The organism is Seohaeicola zhoushanensis, from assembly GCF_014656415.1.
Taxonomy (GTDB): domain Bacteria; phylum Pseudomonadota; class Alphaproteobacteria; order Rhodobacterales; family Rhodobacteraceae; genus Seohaeicola_A; species Seohaeicola_A zhoushanensis.
Window position 1 is genome coordinate 129,404 of record NZ_BNCJ01000010.1, and the last position, 17,412, is coordinate 146,815.

Consider the following 17,412-nt stretch of genomic DNA (forward strand, 5'->3'; position numbering starts at 1 on the left):
CTGTTGCGCCACTGCACTGTCCGCCCGTGCGGAGGACGAGGCCGGGCCGGCACGGTAGAAATGGGACACGTCTGCCAGGGACGCCACTCACGAAACCGGGTTATTGTCATGTCACACAGCCGTTTTGGCACCTTCGCGACCAACCTGATGGCATATTGCCTGTCAGAAGCGGCCGCCAAGGCGTCGCGCCTGCTGGTCGTCGTGGCAGTGGCCCGAATCCTGGACGCCAGCGCGATCGGTATAGCTGCGGTCGCGCTGGCAACTTCCGACATCCTCAAGTCGCTGACCGAGAACGGTGTCGGCCAGCGCATCGTCGCCGCGCCCGCAGCCGAGTTCGAGGCGACTTGCGCGACCGCCCGCAAGATCTTCCGCGTCTGGTGCCTGGGTCTCTTCGCGCTGCAGCTGGTGGTCGGCGGCGTCATCGGGCTGGTGCAGCACGATCCCCTTCCCTTCCTGCTGATCGCAGTTCTGGCTGGCGAATACCTCTTCATGCCGGCCGGGCTGGTGCAATGCGCCCTCGCGATGCGCCAGGGCAAGATGCGCCAGACCGCCACCATTGCCGCCGGCCAGACCGTCGGCGCCAACACGATGACCGCGCTGCTGGTGCTTGTCCTGCCCGGCCCGATGGCACTTGTGCTGCCCCGCCTCTTGGCCGCACCGATCTGGACCATCGCCATGCGCCGCCTGGCACCCTGGCGTCCGGCACCCGGCGTGCAAGGCGCGCCGCTGCGCCCCTTCTTCTCCTACGGCTGGGCCGTGCTCGGGGTGGAACTGGTCAAGGCGCTGCGCTTCCAAGCCGACAAGCTGATCGTCGGGATGCTACTCGGCACCGAGGCGCTCGGCATCTATTTCATGGCCTTCAATGCCGGCCTGGGGTTGGCCAACTCTTTCTCTCAGGCCTTCTCCATCGTGCTCTTCCCGCACCTCTGTACCGCCGCTGACCACCGCGTTGCCCTGCGCCAGGCGCTGGCGCTGAGCCTCGGCCTCATAACGCCCGCCGTCGTGCTCCAGGCCCTGCTGGCCCCGGTTTATGTTCCCTTGCTGCTCGGCCCCGGCTGGGCCGATATCTCTGGCATCGTCTCGGTTCTCTGCCTTGCCGCCGTGCCCGGCATCGTCTGGACCGCCGCGGCCCAATGGCTGCGCGCCAATGACCAGCCGCGGCGCGAACTGAGCGTTACCGTCGCCCTCACCGCCGCCCTGATCGCCAATACCATGCTCATGGCCCCGCTCGGACTGTCGGCCATCGCCTGGGGCTATCTGGTCGTCGCCACCGTGGTCCAGGTCGCCGCCGCACTCGCGGCGCTGGCCCCGACATTCGCCAATGCGCCCGCCCGAAAGGTGTGACGTGACCCGCTTCACCATCATTGTTCCCTGCTACAACGCCGAGGCGACGCTAGGCGAAACCCTGGACAGCCTACGTGCACAGACCCTGCCTGACTGGGACTGCCTACTGGTCGACGACGGCTCGACCGACAGCACCCGAGCCATCGCCGAAGCGGCAGCACGGCGGGACAACCGGTTCCGTGTCGTTGCCAACCCGGGCAAGGGCCCCAGTTCCGCCCGCAACCTGGCCCTGTCCGAGGGGCGCGGCACCGACATCGCCTTCTGTGACGCCGATGACCTTTGGCTGCCCGCCAAGCTCGCCGAGGCCGCCGAAACGCTCGAGCGAACCGGTGCGGCGGCGACTTTCGGCCAGATCGCCTTCTTCGACGGCACCCAGTCAAGGACGCTGTCGCAGGTGCCCGGCAAGCCCCTAAGCGTCCCGATGCTGCTCGGCGAGAACCCCGTCTGCACCATGTCCAACCTGGTCATCCGTCGCGAGGCGTTCCAAGCGACGGGTGGTTTCGACTCCACGATGGTCCACAACGAAGACCTCGAATGGCTGATCCGCCTGGTCGCCGCGGGCCACGAAGTGATTGGGACAGACCGGCTCCAGGTCCGCTACCGCACAATGCCCACGGGCCTCTCCTCCAACCTCGAGGCCATGCGCGCCGGACGCGCCCGAGCGCTGGAGACTGCCGCACGCTACGGATTTACCGCCGATCCCCGCGCCGAGGCGGTGCACCTGCGCTACCTCGCCCGGCGTGCCCTTCGCGTCGACGCCCCGGCGGGCGAGGCCCTCAAATTCGCCTTGGCCGGTGTCGCCACCAGCCCGCGCGGATTTTTCGGCGACGCGCGCCGGGGCCTACTTACGCTGGCCGGCGCGCTAGCCGCCCCGATTTGTCCGCGCCCCCTGCGCCACGCCCTCTTCGCCTTCTGAAAGGACCAACCGATGCCCGAAGCCTCCATCGTCGTCCCCGCCTGCAACGCCGAAGCGACCCTCCCCGAAACGCTCCGCTCGCTCTGCGCCCAGACCCACCCGGACTTCGAGATCGTGGTGGTCGACGACGGATCGACCGACCGGACCGCAGCCATTGTGCGCGGCATGGGCGATCGCCGCCTGCGCCTGGTGCAGCAGCCGAACCGGGGCCTCGCCGGTGCACGCAACAGCGGTATCGAGGCCGCCTGCGGTGCCTTCATCGGCCTCTGCGATGCCGATGATCTCTGGCGCCCGACCAAGCTGGCCGCCCATGTCGAGCACCTGAAATCCGACCCGTCCATCGGGCTCAGCTTCTCCGGCTCGGAACTGATCGACGAGACCAGTCGCTCGGTGGGCATTGCACAACGCCCCAGGCTCCACGGCATCGGCGCCGCCCATGTGTTCCGCCGCAATCCGGTTGGCAACGGTTCGGCCCCGGTTCTGCGCCGCGAGGCGCTGGCCGCACTCGCCTGGCGCCCGGCCCCTGAGACCCTGCGCGACTGGGTCTTCGACGAGACATTCCGCCAGTCCGAGGACATCGAGTGCTGGCTCCGCCTGGCGCTGACCACAGACTGGCGCATCGAAGGCGTGCCCGGACTGCTCACGCGCTACCGCGTCGCCAACGGCGGCCTCTCGGCGGGCACCGATCGCCAATTCGCCTCGTGGGAGCGGATGGTCAACAAGCTCACCCCAGTTGCGCCCGCCTTCATGGCACGCCACGCACCGGCGGCGCGGGCCTACCAGCAGAGGTACCTGGCCCGCCGCGCGATCAGCACCGGCGACGGTACTCAGGCGATGCAGCGGCTCCGCGCCGCTTTCGGCCAGTCCTGGGCGCCGCTGGTCGAGGAGCCGCGCAAGACGCTTGTCACCCTGGCCGCGGCCGGCGTGCTGTGCGCCGTTGGCCCCCAGGCTCTGACTCGTGCGCGTCACCTCCTGTCCGCACGCCAATCCGCCTGAGCGAGGCCCCAGATGATCCGCGTCCTGCACCTGATCGACGACACCACCCCCGGCGGCGTGACCCGTTATCTCGAGTTCATCCGCCACCACCCCGCCATGACCGGCGTGGCCCGGCACCAGATCCGGTTGGTCACCCGCAATCGCCTGCGCGCCGAGCGTGTTACCGCCGACATCGTGGTCTCGCACCTCGCGATCTCCTGGCGCGGCCTGCCGCAGTTCATGGCCCTGCGCGCCGCCAACCCGAAGGTGCCGCTTATCCACGTCGAACACAGCTATTGCGAAGGCTTCGTCGCAGCACGGGTCTCCAAACGCGACCGTTTCTACACCCTGCTGCGTTGCTCCTACTCGCTCTTTGATCGGGTTGTCGCCGTGAGCGAAGGCCAGGCCGGCTGGTTCAACCGCCACCGCCTGGTTGCCGCCGATGCCCTCGCGGTAATCCCGCCCTGTGTCGACCTCTCGGCCTTCCGCGCCCTCGACGCGCCCACCGGCCCGGTCGACGTGATCGGCGCCTTTGGTCGCCTCGACCAGCAAAAGGGGTTCGACCTGCTGATCCGCGCCTATCGCCAGGTGAAAGGCCAGGCCGTCCTGCGGATTCACGGTGAAGGCCCTGAACGGGCCGCGCTCGAGGCCTTGGCCGAGGGCGACCGCCGTATCCAATTCACCGGCTTCGTCGCCGATCCCGCCGCGGCCATGGCGCAATGCGATGCCGTGGTGATGCCGTCGCGCTGGGAACCATACGGCATCGTCGCACTGGAAGCGCTCACCGCCCGCCGTCCGCTGCTGACCTCCCCCGTCGACGGGCTGAATGACCACCGCACCGCCGGTGCGCAATGCATCCGGGGCGCGTCGGTCGAAGTCTGGGCGGATGCCCTGCGCGACCTGGTGAACGGCCGCACGGGTGCGCTCAATGTAAGCCCGTTCCGCACGCCCGAGCAGACCACGGCCGCGTTGTGGCAGAAATTGCTGGAGGACATTGCAATTCAGCCGAGGACAAGCGGCACGGAAACGCCCCGCCAATCCTCGGCCAGCTAACCCTGGCGGCGGTTCACGCCGCCGTCAGGCCCAGGATCCGCCGCGCCGTCTTCCAGTCGGCAACGGGGCGCTCGTATTTCTCGCAGAGTTCAGCCGCCCGCCGCACCAGCGCGGCATTCGACGGCGCCAGGCGGTCCTTGTCGAGCCGCACGTTGTCCTCGAGACCGGTGCGCGCATGACCGCCCGAAGAGATCGCCCATTCGTTTATGACGATCTGCTTCGGCCCGATCCCGGCGGCACACCAGGCGGCATCCTCTCCGAACATCCGCTTGACGGTGTGGATGTAGAAATCGAAGACCTCGCGGTCGACCGGCATCGCGTTTTTCACGCCCATGACGAACTGAACATAGGGCGTTGCCGCGATCCGGCCCTCGCCATGCATCTTCGCGGCCTGGAAGATATGCGAAAGATCAAAGGCTTCGATCTCGGGCTTCACGTTGTACTTCAGCATTTCTCCCGCCAGCCAGTCGACCAGATCCGGCGGGTTCTCGTAGACCCGCGTCGGGAAGTTGTTCGACCCGACCGAGAGCGAGGCCATGTCCGGCGCAAGCGGCAACATGCCGCCCCGCGCCTGACCCGCGCCTGACCGCCCGCCGGTCGAGAACTGGATGATCATGCCGGGGCAATGCTTCTCCAGCCCTTCCTTCAGGCGGGCGAATTTCTCCGGGTCCGAGCTCGGTGTCTCGTCGTCGTTGCGCACATGCGCATGGCAGATGGTAGCTCCGGCCTCGAAGGCCTCCTGCGTGCTCTCCACCTGTTCCGAAACCGTGATCGGAACCGCCGGGTTATTTGCCTTGGTCGGCAAGGACCCGGTGATCGCCACGCAGATGATGCAGGGTTTGCTCATGACAGCCTCACAGGTCGAAGAAGACCGTTTCGGCCTCGCCCTGAAGCCGGATCTCGAAACGGTAGACCGGCAGGCCGTCGCGTTCAATCCTCTGGGCGATCAGCGTGGCGCGCCGGTTCTCCCATTCGATGAGGTTCAGCACCGGGTCCTTGGCATTGGCCTCGACCTCGTCGGCAAAATACATCCGCGTGTTCAGCCCGATGTTGATGCCGCGTGCCACGATCCAGAGGTTCAGGTGCGGCGCCTGGGTGCCGATGTTGCGGCCACGGGTCTTGCCCGGCTTCACCGTGTCAAAGCCCCATTCGCCGGTGGCGAAATCGGTGATCACCCTGCCCCAGCCGCGGAACCCTTCCTCGACCGGCCCGCCGCCTTCGGGATGAGCATAATGCCCCTCCGCATTGGCCTGCCAGATCTCGAGCATGACGTCCTTGATCGGCGCACCCATGCCGTCGATTACCAGACCTTCGACCCGGATGCGCTCGCCCTTGGCGTTCGGCCCGGCAATGTCCCAGCCCAGTTCGCGCCGGTATATGTCGAACCCCGCCGCGCCGGGCGCCAGACCGATATGGACATAGGGACCAGCGGTCTGCGAAGCGGATTCCCGGAGATAATCGAGATGCTTGGCCATGGCTCAGTTTCCTTCCAGGCGGTTTTCGAACAGCGTCGACCGGCGGCCGCGCAGGATGATGTCGAAACGGTAGGCCACCGTGTCCAGCGGGATCGTCGCCTTGAGGTCGAGCTTGGCGGTCAACTGGTCGATGGCGTCGGCGTCCGGGATAGTCTGCACGATCGGGCAGAGCGGAATGAACGGGTCGCCCTCGAAATAGCATTGGGTGATCAGCCGCTGAACAAATGCCGTGCCGAAGACCGAGACGTGGATATGCGCGGGCCGCCAGTTGTTGACGTAGTTGCGCCAGGGATAGGCTCCCGGCTTGACCGTGCGGAAGTAGAAGTAGCCGTTTTCATCGGTGACCGTGCGCCCGCAGCCGCCAAAGTTCGGGTCGATCGGCGCGAGATAGGTGTCCTTCTTGTGCCGATAACGCCCACCGGCATTGGCCTGCCAGATCTCGACCAGCGTGTTGGGCACCGGCCGGGCGTTCTCGTCCAGCACGCGGCCGTGCAGGATGATCCGCTCGCCGATCGGGCTCTGGCCTGCCTTGGCGTAATTCGTCAGCAGGTCGTTGTCGCCCGCATCCACGTCGTTATGCCCAAAGACCGGCCCGGTGATCTCGGACACCGAATTCTGCAGGCTGATCAGCGAATAGCGCGGCGACCGCGCTACCGAGGTCTTGTAGCCCGGCGTCAGCGCCGGCGGGTGGATATCCCGGTCGCGCTGGTGGAATTCTCCCGGTTTCATCATTTCTTGGCCTCCTCCATCTCGGCATAGGTTGCCTTGGCTAGCTTGATCGCGTGGTTGGCCTTCGGCACGCCGGCATAGATCGCCACGTGCAGAAAGGCCTGCATCACGTCGTCCTTGGTCGCGCCGGTCTGTGCCGTGGCACGGATATGCATCGGGATCTCGTCGAAATTCCCCATCGCGGCGAGCAGAGCCAGCGTCAGCATCGAGCGTTCGCGTCGGCTGATGGTGTCATCGCTCCAGACAGTGCCCCAGGCGCCTTCCGTGATCAGCGTCTGGAAGGGAGTGTCGAAGGGCGTGCGGTTCGCCTCGGCGCGGTCCACATGGGCATCGCCCAGCACCGCCCGGCGCGTGCGCATCCCATCCGCATAGCGGTCTGTCATCGTGATCCTCCCTGCAGGTGTTTCCCGAGCACATCCTAACTCATGCTTGAAGGAAACTGATATTGATAATTTTCGAAGATTACATAACCTCACAGGCATGGATTGGGATTCCTACCTGCGCCTTCGGCACGTCCGCTGCTTCCTCGAAATTGCCCGTGCCGAGAGCATCTCGCGCGCGGCCGAACGGCTGAACATCACCCAGCCCGCCGTCTCGCGCACCCTCAAGGAACTCGAGGCCATGCTCGGCACGCCGTTATTCGACCGGGTCGGCCGCGGGCTGCGGCTGAACGATGCGGGCCGCGTGTTCCAGAGCCACGCCGCCGCCGCCATGGTCGAACTGCTGCGCGGCCGCGAACGCCTCTCGCGCGAGAGTGACATCGCCGAGCGCCTGTCCGTCGGCGCGCTGCCCACCGCCGCGACCGATCTGCTGCCCCATGCCGCGCTCGCCTTCCGCGCCGAGGCGCCGCATGTGAGGCTGCATGTCCTGACCGGGCCGAACTGGCTGCTGTTCAACCAGCTGCGCGACGGCACGCTCGACCTCGTCGTCGGCCGAATGCCCGAGGGCGAGGCCGGCAAGGGCGTCACCTTCGAACAGCTCTACGTCGAGGACGTCGTGCTGCTCTGCCGTCCGGGCCACCCGATCCTCTCGGCCGACCGGCCCGAGCGGCAAATCACCGACCATCTTCTGCTGACGCCGCCCCGTGGGGCGGTGATCTCGGCCACGGTCTCGCGCTACCTCGCCAGCATCGGCCTGCCCGAGATGCGCGGTGCCATCGAGACCGTCTCGCTCCAGGTCGGCCGCAAGATCGTACAAAGCTCGGACGCGCTCTGGTTCATCTCGCGCGGCGTGGTTGCCGAGGAACTGCGCCTCGGCACGCTGGCCTCGGTCAACCTCGCCTCGCCCCTGCTGGCCGGGCCGGTGGGAATCAGCGTCTCGCGCTCGGCCCCTCTGAGCGTCGCCCGCAGCCTGTTTGCCAATTGCCTGCGGCGTGCAGCCGATGGCGTACTCGAGACAACTTGAGCTGTAGATATGGAAAAGACGCGAAACTGGTACGGGCGGTCGGACTCGAACCGACATATCCTTCCGGACGGCGGATTTTGAATCCGCTGCGTCTACCATTCCGCCACGCCCGCAGCGCCTTGACGTCTAGCGCGCCGCGCGACGCTCGGCAAGACGGGGAAGACGGCTTTTGCGCCCCTGCGCGCACCCGCCCGGTTGACCCGGCAGGGAACCCGTGATTTGCCGGTGCCAACATTGAAATCCCGCCACGGACCCCTCGAATGCTGCGACCGCTCTACGACTGGACGATGCGCCTGGCCGACCATCCGCGCGCGATGTGGGCCCTGGCGGCCGTAGCGTTCGCCGAAAGCTCGTTCTTCCCGATTCCACCCGATGTGCTGATGATCCCGATGATCCTCGCGCGCCCCTCGCGCGCCTGGGCCATTGCCGGGGTGGCGTTGATCGCCTCGGTGCTGGGCGGGATGCTCGGTTATGCCATCGGCGCGCTGGCCTTCGAGGGCATCGGCCAGCCGATCCTCGCCGCCTTCGGCAAGACCGCCGAGATGGAAGCCTTCAACGCCCGCTTCAACGACTATGGCGTCTGGGCGGTTCTGATCGCGGGGGTGACGCCCTTCCCCTACAAGGTCATCACGATCATGTCCGGCTGGACCTCGCTGCCGCTGCTGCCCTTCGTGCTCAGCTCCATCGTCGCGCGCGCGCTGCGTTTCTTCGTGGTGGCCGGGCTGCTCTGGAAATTCGGCGCACCGGTTCGTGATTTCATTGAACGGCGTCTGGGCCTTATGTTCACCCTGTTTGTCCTGATCCTCCTGGGCGGCTTTGCCGCGGTGAAATACCTATGACCCGACTTCGCCTGATCCTGCTCGCCGCCGGCGGGTCCGCTGCGCTTCTGCTCGGTGCCTTCACCTTCCAGTATTTCGGCTACCCGCCCTGCAAGCTCTGCCTCTGGCAACGCTGGCCCCATGCGGTCGCGATCCTGCTTGGTCTGCTCGCCGTTGCCTTCCCCGGCATCGCCCCCATCGCCCTGCTCGGCGCCATCGCCGCGCTGACCACAGGTGGCATCGGCGTCTATCACACCGGGGTCGAGCGCGGCTGGTGGGAAGGCCCCAACACCTGCACCTCCGGTTCGATCGGCGGGCTCAGCTCCAGCGAACTGCTCGACAAGATCATGAACGCCCCGCTGATCCGCTGCGACGATGTCGCCTGGCAGTTGATGGGCCTCTCGATGGCCAGCTGGAATGCGCTGATCTCTTTCGGTCTTGCTGCCATCTGGGTCGTGGCCTGGCGCGCCCGCGCCTGAGGCCCGCCTCAGAGCAAATGTAAAAAACTTTTACATCGCCCCTTGCAATGGCGCGGACAGTCGCCATCTTCGGTAATGTGAAGCGCATTCACATACAGTTCCAACACCGGAGAGACCCGACAATGTCAACGATGACGACTGATCTGCCCTCCCCGTCCCCCGGCGGGTGGTTCTCCAAGGCCGAGGCCTGGCTCGACAGCCGGGGCAAGGGCGCCTGGATCGCCGCTATGGTTCTGGGCTTCATCTTCTTCTGGCCGGTCGGCCTGGCCCTGCTGGCCTACATGATCTGGAGCAAACGCATGTTCAACAAATCCTGCCGCCACCGCAACGGCTTTGGTTCGCATCATTGGAGCCGTGGCCTGCACACCCCGACCGGCAATAGCGCCTTCGACGCCTACAAGGCCGACACGCTGCGCCGTCTCGAGGAAGAACAGCGCGATTTCCAGGCCTTCCTGGAACGGCTCCGCGAAGCCAAGGACAAGGCAGAGTTCGACCAGTTCATCGACGACCGCGCCCGCCGCGCCGCACAGGGCGAGGCAGACAACTCGGCCGCCTGAGAGAAGTCACCGGCCGGCCCCTCTCCAGGGGGCCGGTCTTCCCCTTTGCCGGAGACCGCCCGCATGTATGCCGACTATCACACGGCCCTGCCCGACCCCGAACGGCAGCCGCAGTTCTACCGTGACGTGCCCGTCAAACGGCTTGTAGCCTGGGTTGCCGACAGCGCGGTGATCCTGGCACTTTGCGTCCTGGCGGTGCTGATGACGGCCTTTGTCGGCCTGCTGATCTGGCCGCTGCTCTACCTTGGCATCGGCTTTGCCTACCGCGCCGCGACCCTCGCGGCGGGCTCCGCCACGCTGGGTATGCGCCTCGCCGGAATCGAGCTGCGCCGCGCCGACGGTGGACGTTTCGACGGCACCCATGCCCTGTTGCACACCGGCTTCTATTCCTTCTGCCTGAGCCTGCCGATCCTGCAGATCATCTCGGTCGTGCTGATGGCAACAAGCACGCGCGGTCAGGGCCTGCCCGACCTGGCGCTGGGGACCGTCGCGCTCAACCGCAGGGCCGCATAATCCCCCCGAATAGTGACTTGCGCGGCGGCTTTGGCGATTGTTATCATCGCTCAAAGCTGCTTCAAGACTCGTTCATGCGCCATACTTTGCCAATCGCTCCGCAGTTCTACGTGACTGCTCCGCAACCATGCCCGTATCTCGACGGTCGCATGGAACGGAAGCTGTTCACCGCGCTGCAGGGCGAAAACGCAGACAAACTGAACAACGCACTTTCGCGCCAGGGCTTCCGCCGGTCACAGAACGTGCTCTACCGCCCCTCCTGCGCCGAATGCTCGGCCTGCCTCTCGGCTCGGATCGACGTTGACCGCTTCCGGCCCACCCGCAGCCAGAAGCGGATTGCCAAGCGCAACTCCGGGCTGACCCGCAAGGCGAATTCGCCCTGGGCCACCGAAGAGCAATACGAGCTGTTCCGCCGCTACCTCGACGCCCGCCACGCCGATGGCGGCATGGCCGACATGGATGTCTTCGAATTCGCCGCGATGATCGAGGAAACGCCGATCCGCAGCCGGGTGATCGAATATACCGACGCCGAGCGCCGCCTGACCGCGGTCAGCCTGACCGACGTGCTCGAGGACGGCCTCAGCATGGTCTATTCCTTCTACACCCCGGACCAGCCGCAGGCGAGCCTGGGCACGCACATGATCCTCGACCATATCGAGATCGCCCGCGAGGCGGGGCTGCCCTATGTCTACCTCGGCTACTGGGTGCCCGGCAGCCAGAAGATGGGCTACAAGTCCCGTTTCTCGGGGCTGGAGATCTACACCGGCGGCAAGTGGCAGGTCATGACCGATCCCGAGAGCTATTCCTCGACCCTGCACCCGCTCTCGACCGACCCGATCGCCGAACAGGTCGCCAACATCAGTCTCCCTGATCGCCGTCCCGCGCCGGGCATCTGATACAGTGCAATCGCTCTTCGCCGTGACCCTCATGGTGCCCGACTATGACGCGGCGCTAGATCTCTACGTGGGCGCCCTGGGCTTTACGCTGCTTCAGGATATCGCCCTTGGCGAGGGCAAGCGCTGGGTCCGCGTGGCGCCCCCCGGAGGCAATGGCGCTTCGCTGCTGATCGCCCGTGCCGCGGATGACGCCCAGGCCGCCGCCATCGGGAGGCAGACCGGCGGCCGCGTAGGCTTCTTCCTCGAAAAGGATGACTTCCAGCGCGACCACGCCGCGATGCTGGCGCGCAGCGTGACCTTCGAGGAACCACCCAGACATGAGCCCTACGGCACCGTCGCCGTCTGGCGCGATCCCTTCGGCAACCGCTGGGACCTGATCGAGTTCGCCGCTACTGCGTGAGGCTTGCGGCCAGCCGGGCCAGTTGGTCGATCACCGTGCCCCAGCCATCGTGAAAACCGAGGTCGTCGTGTTTGGCGCGCTCCTCCGGCGAGCGATGCAACGCCTGAGCCACGTAGCGCGTGCCGCCGTCCTCGTCGGTCATCGTGACGACAGAGGTCATCGCCAACCAGGGCTCCAGCGGCTGCCAACCCTCCTTCAGCACCGTGGTGAAAACCAGCCGTTCCATCGGCTCGATATGGAGGAAGCAACCTTCGACATGCGGCTGGAATTCCCCCTGCCCCTCGCGCATCTGCGTCTCGAACCCGCCGCCGGGCCGCAGCTCCATCTTCACCACCTTGCATTCCAACGGCTCGGGCAGCCACCACTTCGCGAAATGCGCCGGGTCCGACCAGGCAGACCAAACAACCGCGCGCGGCGCGCGGATCAGGCGGGAAATCGTCAACGTGCTGTCGGTCATGTCAGGTCTTTCGGGCAAGGGTTTCGGCATAGGCGGTCAGTCGGTCGGTGCGCCCTTCCCATACGGCGCGCTGTTGCGACAGCCAATCTTCGGCCTGGGCGAGCCGTTCGGGGTTGATCCGGCAGATCCTCGACCGGCCGGCCTTTTCGGTTCCGATCAGCCCGCTAGCCTCAAGCACGCGCAAATGCTTGAGGATGGCCGGTAGGGTCATCCCGAAGGGCGCGGCAAGATCCTTCACTGCCGCCGGCCCCTTTATCAGCCGCGCGATGACGGCGCGGCGGGTGGGATCGGCCAGAGCGTGGAAGGCGGAATCAAGGTTTACCATATGGTTCACCATATAACCAGTAAACCAATTGGTAAAGTAACTGCACAAAAGAAAGGGCCGACGCTCATGGCGCCAGCCCCCCCGTTGCGTTGCTGCGATCACACCCCGATCAGATCCGGCACGATGGTCACGATCCCCGGGAACAGCCACAGGATCGCAAGCCCCACCACCTGAATCAACACGAAGGGCACGATCCCGCGGTAGATATGCCCGGTCGTCACCTCCGGCGGCGCCACGCCGCGCAAGTAGAACAGGGCAAACCCGAAGGGCGGCGTCAGGAACGAGGTCTGCAGGTTGACCGCGATCATGATCGTCACCCACTTGGGATCGAACGAACCGCCGTAGATCACCGGGCCGACAATCGGGATCACGATGTAGATGATCTCGAGGAAATCAAGCACGAAGCCCAGCAGGAAGAGCACCATCATCACGATCAGGAAGACAGTGAACTCGTTGTCATAGCTTTTCAGGAAGTCCTGGATGTAATGCTCGCCGCCGAAGGAGATCACCACCAGGTTCAGGATCTGCGACCCGATCAGGATCGAGAAGACCATCGAGGTCACCTTCGCTGTCTCGCGCACCACCGGCGTCAGCACCCGGCTGCGGTAGAGCACCCAGCAGGCATAACCGAGACCGAACATCGCGTAGAGATAGGTCAGGTAGGCGATCAGGAAGGCCAGGCCGTTCTCGAAGGTCACCAATTCCTGGTTCACTCGCAGGTCGAAGTTCACCCCGATCAACAGGCAGATCACGATGGCGAAGGTCGACATCAGGATGACCCGGCCCGACCGCTGCTCGTCATGCAGCTTTCGGAAGGCCGCGAGCATGATCGCCCCACCGGCCCCGAGCGCCGCCGCCGGCGTCGGGTTGGTGATCCCGCCCAGGATCGACCCCAGTACAGCCACAATCAGAACCAGCGGCGGGAAAACCACCTTGACCAGGTCATTCTGCGCCATCGCGATGGCAGCGGCCCGGCAGCCAAAAAGAACCATGACCGTCGGAATCGCAATCAGCAGCACCGTCACGCCAGGCGTCGTCACCGGGCTGACCAGCAATGCGTCAATCAGCAGGATCAGTACCAGCCCTAGCGCGCCGATGATCATCGGCCGCGGGCTCGACGAGGGCGAGATGCCCCGGCTGAAGGCCAAGACAATCGCCATCAGCGTGACGAAGAACCCGATGCCGGTGCCGATGGGCGCCGCCGCCGCGATCTTGGCCTCATGGGCAGCCGCGCGTTCCTCGTCGGTCAGCTTCTCGCTCTGGTGTTGTCCACCTGCCGCGTCAATGTCGGCCTGCTGCTTGACTGCAAGATCCCACTTCGACTGGCCGTGCAACTCGATCATCGAGGCCTTGCACTCGTCCGAGACATTGGTCCGCAGGATCGCGCCCTTGGTGATGTCCGAATAGGACGAAACCGTCACATCCTGCGATCCGATGACGCGCGCGGCGTCCAGTCCGACAAAGGCGATGATGATCGCCAGCGGCACCGCCAGCAACCAGGTCAGCCGCTCCGAACGGGTCACTGGCTCGCCGATGCTGCCCTCCAGATCCACCGCCGGCGCCTTCTCCGGGTTCAGCAGCGCATAGCCGAAGGAATAGACCGCGTAGAGCAGCGCCAGCAGGATCCCCGGCAGCAGCGCCGCCTGGAACAGCGTGCCGACCGAAACCACCGCCGGTGTGCCGAGATAGGTCAGCGCATCGGTGCAGCCGGCCAGGTTCGCCCGTTCCTCCTGCGCGGCGGCATAGAGGTCGCCCGCCAGCGTGCCAAGCAGAACGATCACGATCGAGGGCGGGATGATCTGCCCCAGCGTGCCCGAGGCCGCGATGACCCCCGTCGCCAGTTCGGGCGAGTAGTTGTTGCGCAGCATCGTCGGCAACGCGAGCAGGCCCATCGTCACCACGGTGGCGCCGACGATCCCGGTCGAGGCAGCGAGGAAGGCGCCCACCACCACGATCGAAACGGCCAGACCGCCCGGCAGCGGGCCGAAGACCCGTGCCATGGTCGTCAGCAGGTCGTTGGCGATCTTGGACCGCTCCAGCGTGATGCCCATGAGCACGAACATCAGCACCGCCAGCAGTGTTTCGATGGACTGGCCCGCCAGCACGCGTTCGTTCATCCGGTTCACGATGAACGAGATGTTGCGATCCATCGCCTGGACCCAGCCGCCTTCGAACACGTGCTGCGCGACCCGCGGCAGCTCGGGATATCTGAAGATCGAGATGGCGTCGGCCTTGACGCCCTGGCCTATCAGGTCCGCGTAGGCCTGTGTCGATGTGTCGATTGCCTGGTGGATCAACAATCCCGCGCTGTCCAGCGCGGCGATGATGCCAAAGGCGATGAGACCTGCCCCACCCAGCGCGAATGCCACCGGGAAACCCGAGAGGATGCCGCCGAACAGGCACAGGAGCAGGATGATCAGGCCGATTTCGATGCCGTCGAGACCGAGAAACATGTCAGCTGTTCCTAAATTCTAGTGGGTGCCTTCGTAGGCTTCTTCACCTTCGCCGAGCGTGTCTCGGTCCAAGTATTTGCCCGCGCTCGCCTCGCCTTCCACGAACTCGAGCCACGAGCGGTAGAGGAAGGTGAAGGAATGGATGAAGATCATGGCCGCGAAGAGGCAAAGCAGGACCTTGAACATGTAGTAATGGTCAAAGCCGTTGGGGCTGAAGCCGATCCGTTCGACGTTCCAGCGCAGCGCCTTCGCCTTCATCACCAGCCGCTCCAGCGTGTCGCTGGCCGAGGGCTTGGGCACGATCAGGTGCCGCCACATGAAGTACCAGCCGTACATCCAGATAACGACGGACATCGGCAGCATGAAGATCATCGAACCGACCATGTCGATGACCTTCTTGGCGCGGAAGCTCACTGCTGAATAGACGAGGTCAACCCGCACGTGCCCGCCCTGCACGAAGGTGTAGGAGACGCAGAGCGCGATGATGATGGCGTTGTAGAGCTTCAGCTCCTCGCCCCACCAGCTGATGTCATATTGCAGCGGAATGCCGAAGCCGAAGACCATGTCTGCCCGGGCAAACACGCGCTGGATGAAGACGACCACGATCTGCTGCAGCACCATGATCAGGCCGGCCCATGCAAAGACCCGTCCGAAGAGGTTGCCGAAGCCCTCCATGAAGCGCACCGTCGCCCAGCCGAACCGCCGGTTGGCCATGACCGCGATGGTCAAGAGCAGGAACAGGTCGAACATCACGAAAAAGAACTCGACCGAGCCGCCATAGTAGACGACCCGCATGATCGCCTCCTTGTTGGACCAGTCGAGCCATAGCGATGGATGCGTGAGTGCATAGGCGAGATTGTAGAATCCGCCGAATATCTGGCTGAACAACCAGATGATCGCGTCAATCATGACGTCTTTATCCTCCCTGGCCCTGTTTTTGGGGTCCGGTTCTTATTTTTGGTTCTTATGCCGGTATTCCGGTCATGTCGGGCCCGCGCATGGCGCGGACCCGCTTTGCTGCACTTATGTGCCGATCAGCCCAGAACGCGGTCGCGCTGCGCGGTATAGGCGCCGTCCGACAGGGCCAGCCAGGCCGAGGACTCGCGCATCGACGCATCGACGCTCGCCCGGATCTTGGCGAAGAGCTCGTCGCCCATATACTGGTCGAGGGTCTCTTTCGACGCCTTGCCGAAGGCATCCCAGACCGAATCCGGGAACTGCAGCGTCTTCACGCCACCTGCCCGCAGACGACCCAGCGCCGCCGAGTTGTTGGCCAGGAACAGCGCCAGGGTCCACTGGTGCGAGGCGCTGGCCACCTGCTCGATGATCTGCTGGTGCGCAGGCGACAGGCTGTCGAAGACGTCGCGGTTGGTCGCCAGCGAGAGCGCCGCACCCGGCTCGTGGAAGCCGGCGGTGTAGTAGAACTTGGTGATCTCCTGGAAGCCCGCCTTCTCGTCGGCCCAGGGACCGATCCACTCGGTACCGTCGATCGCGCCAGACGACAGTGCCTGGTACACTTCCGCGCCGGGCAGGTTCTGAACCGAGCAGCCGAGCTTGCCAAGTGCCTGGCCGCCCATGCCGGGCATCCGGAACTTGAGGCCGTTGAAGTCCTCGGGACCGTTGATCTCCTTGCGGAACCAACCGCCAGCCTGCGCGCCGGTGTTGCCGGCCAGGAAGGACTTCAGCCCGAAGATCTGGCCGAGCTCGTCGTGGAAGCCGAGTCCGCCGCCGTGGTAATACCAGTTGACGATCTCCTGCGCGGTCATCCCGAAGGGCGCTGCGGTGAAGAACTGGTAGCCCGGGTGCTGACCGGTGAAGTAGTAGTCGGCGCCGTGGTACATGTCGGCCTGGCCCGAGGTCACTGCGTCGAAGACCTCGAAGGCCCCCACGAGTTCGCCAGCGGCCTTGAGGTCGATGGTCAGCATCCCATCGGTAGCTGCGGTGATCTTGTCGGCGCAGTATTGCGCGGAATCATGCACACCGGCGAGGCCACGGCCCCAGGTCGTTACCATTGTCAGGGTCCGCTTGCCCTGGGCGTAGGCCGGCGCGGCCAGTGTGGTGGCCGCAGCCGCGCTTCCGCCCAACGCGGTCGTCTTCAGGAACGATCGACGATCCATGTAGTTCTCCTCCCGTTTTTTATGCTCTTGGGGACCGGTTGTGTCCCCGGCTTTCTCAAAAGTGTTGCTACCCTAGCCATTTGTCTCTCGTTGTGAATAGCAAATCATGGATGTGATTGCGTAGCGTCCGGGGCTCTGCGCTGCCCGCATCGGCCCTGGCCCGCCCATTCAAGGGCTGTACCCGCCCCTCGCCTTGCCCCCGCGAACGGCCGCCAGACCGTCTGAAATCAAGCCAAAACGCGATGATTCGCACATTCGATCAATACCTTCCGGACCCCGTCCCGTCGCCCGCCCGTCTCGGCGCGGAGCCCGCGGCTACGGTTTCCAAGTACGTACTCTTACTTACATCGGCGCTTTTCGATAAAGTCGTCAGAAATGGCGCGCGCGCAACATAATTACCTAAAATCCACCCACACGATCATCTTTTTCGCCGCTTTGAAGGTTGACGCCTCTGCCCGACCTCCATAAGGTCCGCGCACACGAAACTGGAGTCCCGGGGCA

The 17,412-nt window shown here is 65.1% G+C and carries 20 protein-coding genes and 1 tRNA gene; 11 read left to right on the forward strand and 10 right to left on the reverse strand.

The annotated features are described in order from the left end of the window. The first annotated feature begins 108 nt into the window (after nucleotides 1–108). The 4 genes from IE266_RS16620 to IE266_RS16635 are packed head-to-tail and all read left to right on the forward strand — an operon-like array spanning nucleotide 109 to nucleotide 4,288. Nucleotides 109–1,344 (forward strand): oligosaccharide flippase family protein, encoded by a 1,236-nt coding sequence (locus IE266_RS16620; protein WP_189681231.1) that lies wholly within the window; start codon nucleotides 109–111, stop codon nucleotides 1,342–1,344. Nucleotide 1,345: 1 nt separating this feature from the next. Next, entirely contained in the window at nucleotides 1,346–2,260 is a 915-nt protein-coding gene (locus IE266_RS16625) for a glycosyltransferase family 2 protein (RefSeq protein WP_189681232.1), read from the forward strand. Between the two features lie 12 nt (nucleotides 2,261–2,272). Further along, nucleotides 2,273–3,256, forward strand: a complete 984-nt coding sequence (locus IE266_RS16630) for a glycosyltransferase family 2 protein (RefSeq protein WP_189681233.1) — start codon at nucleotides 2,273–2,275, stop codon at nucleotides 3,254–3,256. A 12-nt stretch (nucleotides 3,257–3,268) separates the two neighbouring features. Next, nucleotides 3,269–4,288 (forward strand): glycosyltransferase, encoded by a 1,020-nt coding sequence (locus IE266_RS16635; RefSeq protein ID WP_189681234.1) that lies wholly within the window; start codon nucleotides 3,269–3,271, stop codon nucleotides 4,286–4,288. 13 nt (nucleotides 4,289–4,301) lie between these two features. Here IE266_RS16635 and IE266_RS16640 read toward each other — a convergent pair whose 3' ends face one another. The 4 genes from IE266_RS16640 to pcaC are packed head-to-tail and all read right to left on the reverse strand — an operon-like array spanning nucleotide 4,302 to nucleotide 6,875. Further along, nucleotides 4,302–5,135 (reverse strand): 3-oxoadipate:acetyl-CoA acetyltransferase, encoded by an 834-nt coding sequence (locus IE266_RS16640; RefSeq protein ID WP_189681235.1) that lies wholly within the window; start codon nucleotides 5,133–5,135, stop codon nucleotides 4,302–4,304. 7 nt (nucleotides 5,136–5,142) lie between these two features. Continuing rightward, complete coding sequence (pcaG, locus tag IE266_RS16645; RefSeq protein ID WP_189681236.1) at nucleotides 5,143–5,763, reverse strand: protocatechuate 3,4-dioxygenase subunit alpha; 621 nt, start codon at nucleotides 5,761–5,763, stop codon at nucleotides 5,143–5,145. A 3-nt stretch (nucleotides 5,764–5,766) separates the two neighbouring features. Next, nucleotides 5,767–6,495 carry a protocatechuate 3,4-dioxygenase subunit beta gene (pcaH, locus tag IE266_RS16650; protein WP_229864205.1) on the reverse strand — a complete coding sequence of 243 codons (729 nt, stop codon included), beginning with the start codon at nucleotides 6,493–6,495 and terminating at the stop codon, nucleotides 5,767–5,769. After that, a complete protein-coding gene (gene pcaC, locus IE266_RS16655; protein WP_189681237.1) occupies nucleotides 6,492–6,875 on the reverse strand; it encodes a 4-carboxymuconolactone decarboxylase in 384 nt (127 codons plus the stop codon). The genes pcaH and pcaC overlap by 4 nt, the downstream gene beginning before the upstream one ends. A 97-nt stretch (nucleotides 6,876–6,972) precedes the next feature. Between pcaC and pcaQ the strand changes: the two genes are divergently transcribed. Further along, the gene (gene pcaQ, locus IE266_RS16660) at nucleotides 6,973–7,896 is read left to right on the forward strand and encodes a pca operon transcription factor PcaQ (protein WP_189681238.1); all 924 of its coding nucleotides are present in this window, start codon (nucleotides 6,973–6,975) and stop codon (nucleotides 7,894–7,896) included. A 27-nt stretch (nucleotides 7,897–7,923) separates the two neighbouring features. Here pcaQ and IE266_RS16665 read toward each other — a convergent pair. Further along, nucleotides 7,924–8,009, reverse strand: a tRNA-Leu gene (locus IE266_RS16665). 147 nt (nucleotides 8,010–8,156) lie between these two features. Here IE266_RS16665 and IE266_RS16670 point away from each other — a divergent pair. The 6 genes from IE266_RS16670 to IE266_RS16695 all read left to right on the forward strand — a co-directional run bounded on the left by IE266_RS16670 (nucleotide 8,157) and on the right by IE266_RS16695 (nucleotide 11,559). After that, on the forward strand, nucleotides 8,157–8,735 hold the full coding sequence (locus IE266_RS16670; RefSeq protein WP_189681239.1) for a YqaA family protein: 579 nt from the start codon (nucleotides 8,157–8,159) through the stop codon (nucleotides 8,733–8,735). Beyond that, nucleotides 8,732–9,193: a disulfide bond formation protein B gene (locus IE266_RS16675; protein ID WP_189681240.1), complete on the forward strand. Its 462-nt coding sequence runs from the start codon at nucleotides 8,732–8,734 to the stop codon at nucleotides 9,191–9,193. The genes IE266_RS16670 and IE266_RS16675 overlap by 4 nt, the downstream gene beginning before the upstream one ends. 122 nt (nucleotides 9,194–9,315) lie before the next feature. Then, nucleotides 9,316–9,750, forward strand: a complete 435-nt coding sequence (locus tag IE266_RS16680) for a DUF2852 domain-containing protein (protein ID WP_189681241.1) — start codon at nucleotides 9,316–9,318, stop codon at nucleotides 9,748–9,750. Nucleotides 9,751–9,813: 63 nt separating this feature from the next. Next, nucleotides 9,814–10,263, forward strand: a complete 450-nt coding sequence (locus IE266_RS16685; RefSeq protein ID WP_189681242.1) for an RDD family protein — start codon at nucleotides 9,814–9,816, stop codon at nucleotides 10,261–10,263. A 74-nt stretch (nucleotides 10,264–10,337) separates the two neighbouring features. Continuing rightward, nucleotides 10,338–11,159 (forward strand): arginyltransferase, encoded by an 822-nt coding sequence (locus IE266_RS16690; RefSeq protein ID WP_189681243.1) that lies wholly within the window; start codon nucleotides 10,338–10,340, stop codon nucleotides 11,157–11,159. A 4-nt stretch (nucleotides 11,160–11,163) separates the two neighbouring features. Continuing rightward, nucleotides 11,164–11,559 (forward strand): VOC family protein, encoded by a 396-nt coding sequence (locus tag IE266_RS16695; protein WP_229864207.1) that lies wholly within the window; start codon nucleotides 11,164–11,166, stop codon nucleotides 11,557–11,559. On the opposite strand, the gene IE266_RS16700 is transcribed toward IE266_RS16695, so the two are convergent. From IE266_RS16700 to IE266_RS16720, 5 genes are all read right to left on the reverse strand, one after another. Next, on the reverse strand, nucleotides 11,549–12,016 hold the full coding sequence (locus IE266_RS16700; RefSeq protein ID WP_189681244.1) for an SRPBCC family protein: 468 nt from the start codon (nucleotides 12,014–12,016) through the stop codon (nucleotides 11,549–11,551). The genes IE266_RS16695 and IE266_RS16700 overlap by 11 nt on opposite strands. Before the next feature lies 1 nt (nucleotide 12,017). Further along, nucleotides 12,018–12,341, reverse strand: a complete 324-nt coding sequence (locus IE266_RS16705) for an ArsR/SmtB family transcription factor (RefSeq protein ID WP_229864209.1) — start codon at nucleotides 12,339–12,341, stop codon at nucleotides 12,018–12,020. A 98-nt stretch (nucleotides 12,342–12,439) separates the two neighbouring features. After that, complete coding sequence (locus IE266_RS16710) at nucleotides 12,440–14,794, reverse strand: TRAP transporter large permease (RefSeq protein ID WP_189681245.1); 2,355 nt, start codon at nucleotides 14,792–14,794, stop codon at nucleotides 12,440–12,442. 18 nt (nucleotides 14,795–14,812) lie between these two features. Then, on the reverse strand, nucleotides 14,813–15,703 hold the full coding sequence (locus tag IE266_RS16715) for a TRAP transporter small permease subunit (RefSeq protein ID WP_189681246.1): 891 nt from the start codon (nucleotides 15,701–15,703) through the stop codon (nucleotides 14,813–14,815). Nucleotides 15,704–15,828: 125 nt separating this feature from the next. After that, nucleotides 15,829–16,911, reverse strand: a complete 1,083-nt coding sequence (locus IE266_RS16720) for a TRAP transporter substrate-binding protein (protein ID WP_189681247.1) — start codon at nucleotides 16,909–16,911, stop codon at nucleotides 15,829–15,831. Nucleotides 16,912–17,412 lie beyond the last annotated feature (501 nt).

Excerpts from the sequence above, each read along its gene's own strand:
- IE266_RS16680 (WP_189681241.1), top strand. The coding sequence starts at position 9,316 with ATGTCAACGATGACGACTGATCTGCCCTCCCCGTCCCCCGGCGGGTGG.
- IE266_RS16700 (WP_189681244.1), bottom strand. The coding sequence starts at position 12,016 with ATGACCGACAGCACGTTGACGATTTCCCGCCTGATCCGCGCGCCGCGC.
- IE266_RS16670 (WP_189681239.1), top strand. The coding sequence starts at position 8,157 with ATGCTGCGACCGCTCTACGACTGGACGATGCGCCTGGCCGACCATCCG.
- IE266_RS16640 (WP_189681235.1), bottom strand. The coding sequence starts at position 5,135 with ATGAGCAAACCCTGCATCATCTGCGTGGCGATCACCGGGTCCTTGCCG.
- pcaC (WP_189681237.1), bottom strand. The coding sequence starts at position 6,875 with ATGACAGACCGCTATGCGGATGGGATGCGCACGCGCCGGGCGGTGCTG.
- IE266_RS16705 (WP_229864209.1), bottom strand. The coding sequence starts at position 12,341 with ATGGTAAACCTTGATTCCGCCTTCCACGCTCTGGCCGATCCCACCCGC.
- IE266_RS16690 (WP_189681243.1), top strand. The coding sequence starts at position 10,338 with ATGCGCCATACTTTGCCAATCGCTCCGCAGTTCTACGTGACTGCTCCG.
- pcaH (WP_229864205.1), bottom strand. The coding sequence starts at position 6,495 with ATGATGAAACCGGGAGAATTCCACCAGCGCGACCGGGATATCCACCCG.
- IE266_RS16685 (WP_189681242.1), top strand. The coding sequence starts at position 9,814 with ATGTATGCCGACTATCACACGGCCCTGCCCGACCCCGAACGGCAGCCG.
- IE266_RS16620 (WP_189681231.1), top strand. The coding sequence starts at position 109 with ATGTCACACAGCCGTTTTGGCACCTTCGCGACCAACCTGATGGCATAT.
- IE266_RS16675 (WP_189681240.1), top strand. The coding sequence starts at position 8,732 with ATGACCCGACTTCGCCTGATCCTGCTCGCCGCCGGCGGGTCCGCTGCG.
- IE266_RS16715 (WP_189681246.1), bottom strand. The coding sequence starts at position 15,703 with ATGATTGACGCGATCATCTGGTTGTTCAGCCAGATATTCGGCGGATTC.
- pcaQ (WP_189681238.1), top strand. The coding sequence starts at position 6,973 with ATGGATTGGGATTCCTACCTGCGCCTTCGGCACGTCCGCTGCTTCCTC.
- pcaG (WP_189681236.1), bottom strand. The coding sequence starts at position 5,763 with ATGGCCAAGCATCTCGATTATCTCCGGGAATCCGCTTCGCAGACCGCT.
- IE266_RS16710 (WP_189681245.1), bottom strand. The coding sequence starts at position 14,794 with ATGTTTCTCGGTCTCGACGGCATCGAAATCGGCCTGATCATCCTGCTC.
- IE266_RS16630 (WP_189681233.1), top strand. The coding sequence starts at position 2,273 with ATGCCCGAAGCCTCCATCGTCGTCCCCGCCTGCAACGCCGAAGCGACC.
- IE266_RS16635 (WP_189681234.1), top strand. The coding sequence starts at position 3,269 with ATGATCCGCGTCCTGCACCTGATCGACGACACCACCCCCGGCGGCGTG.
- IE266_RS16720 (WP_189681247.1), bottom strand. The coding sequence starts at position 16,911 with ATGGATCGTCGATCGTTCCTGAAGACGACCGCGTTGGGCGGAAGCGCG.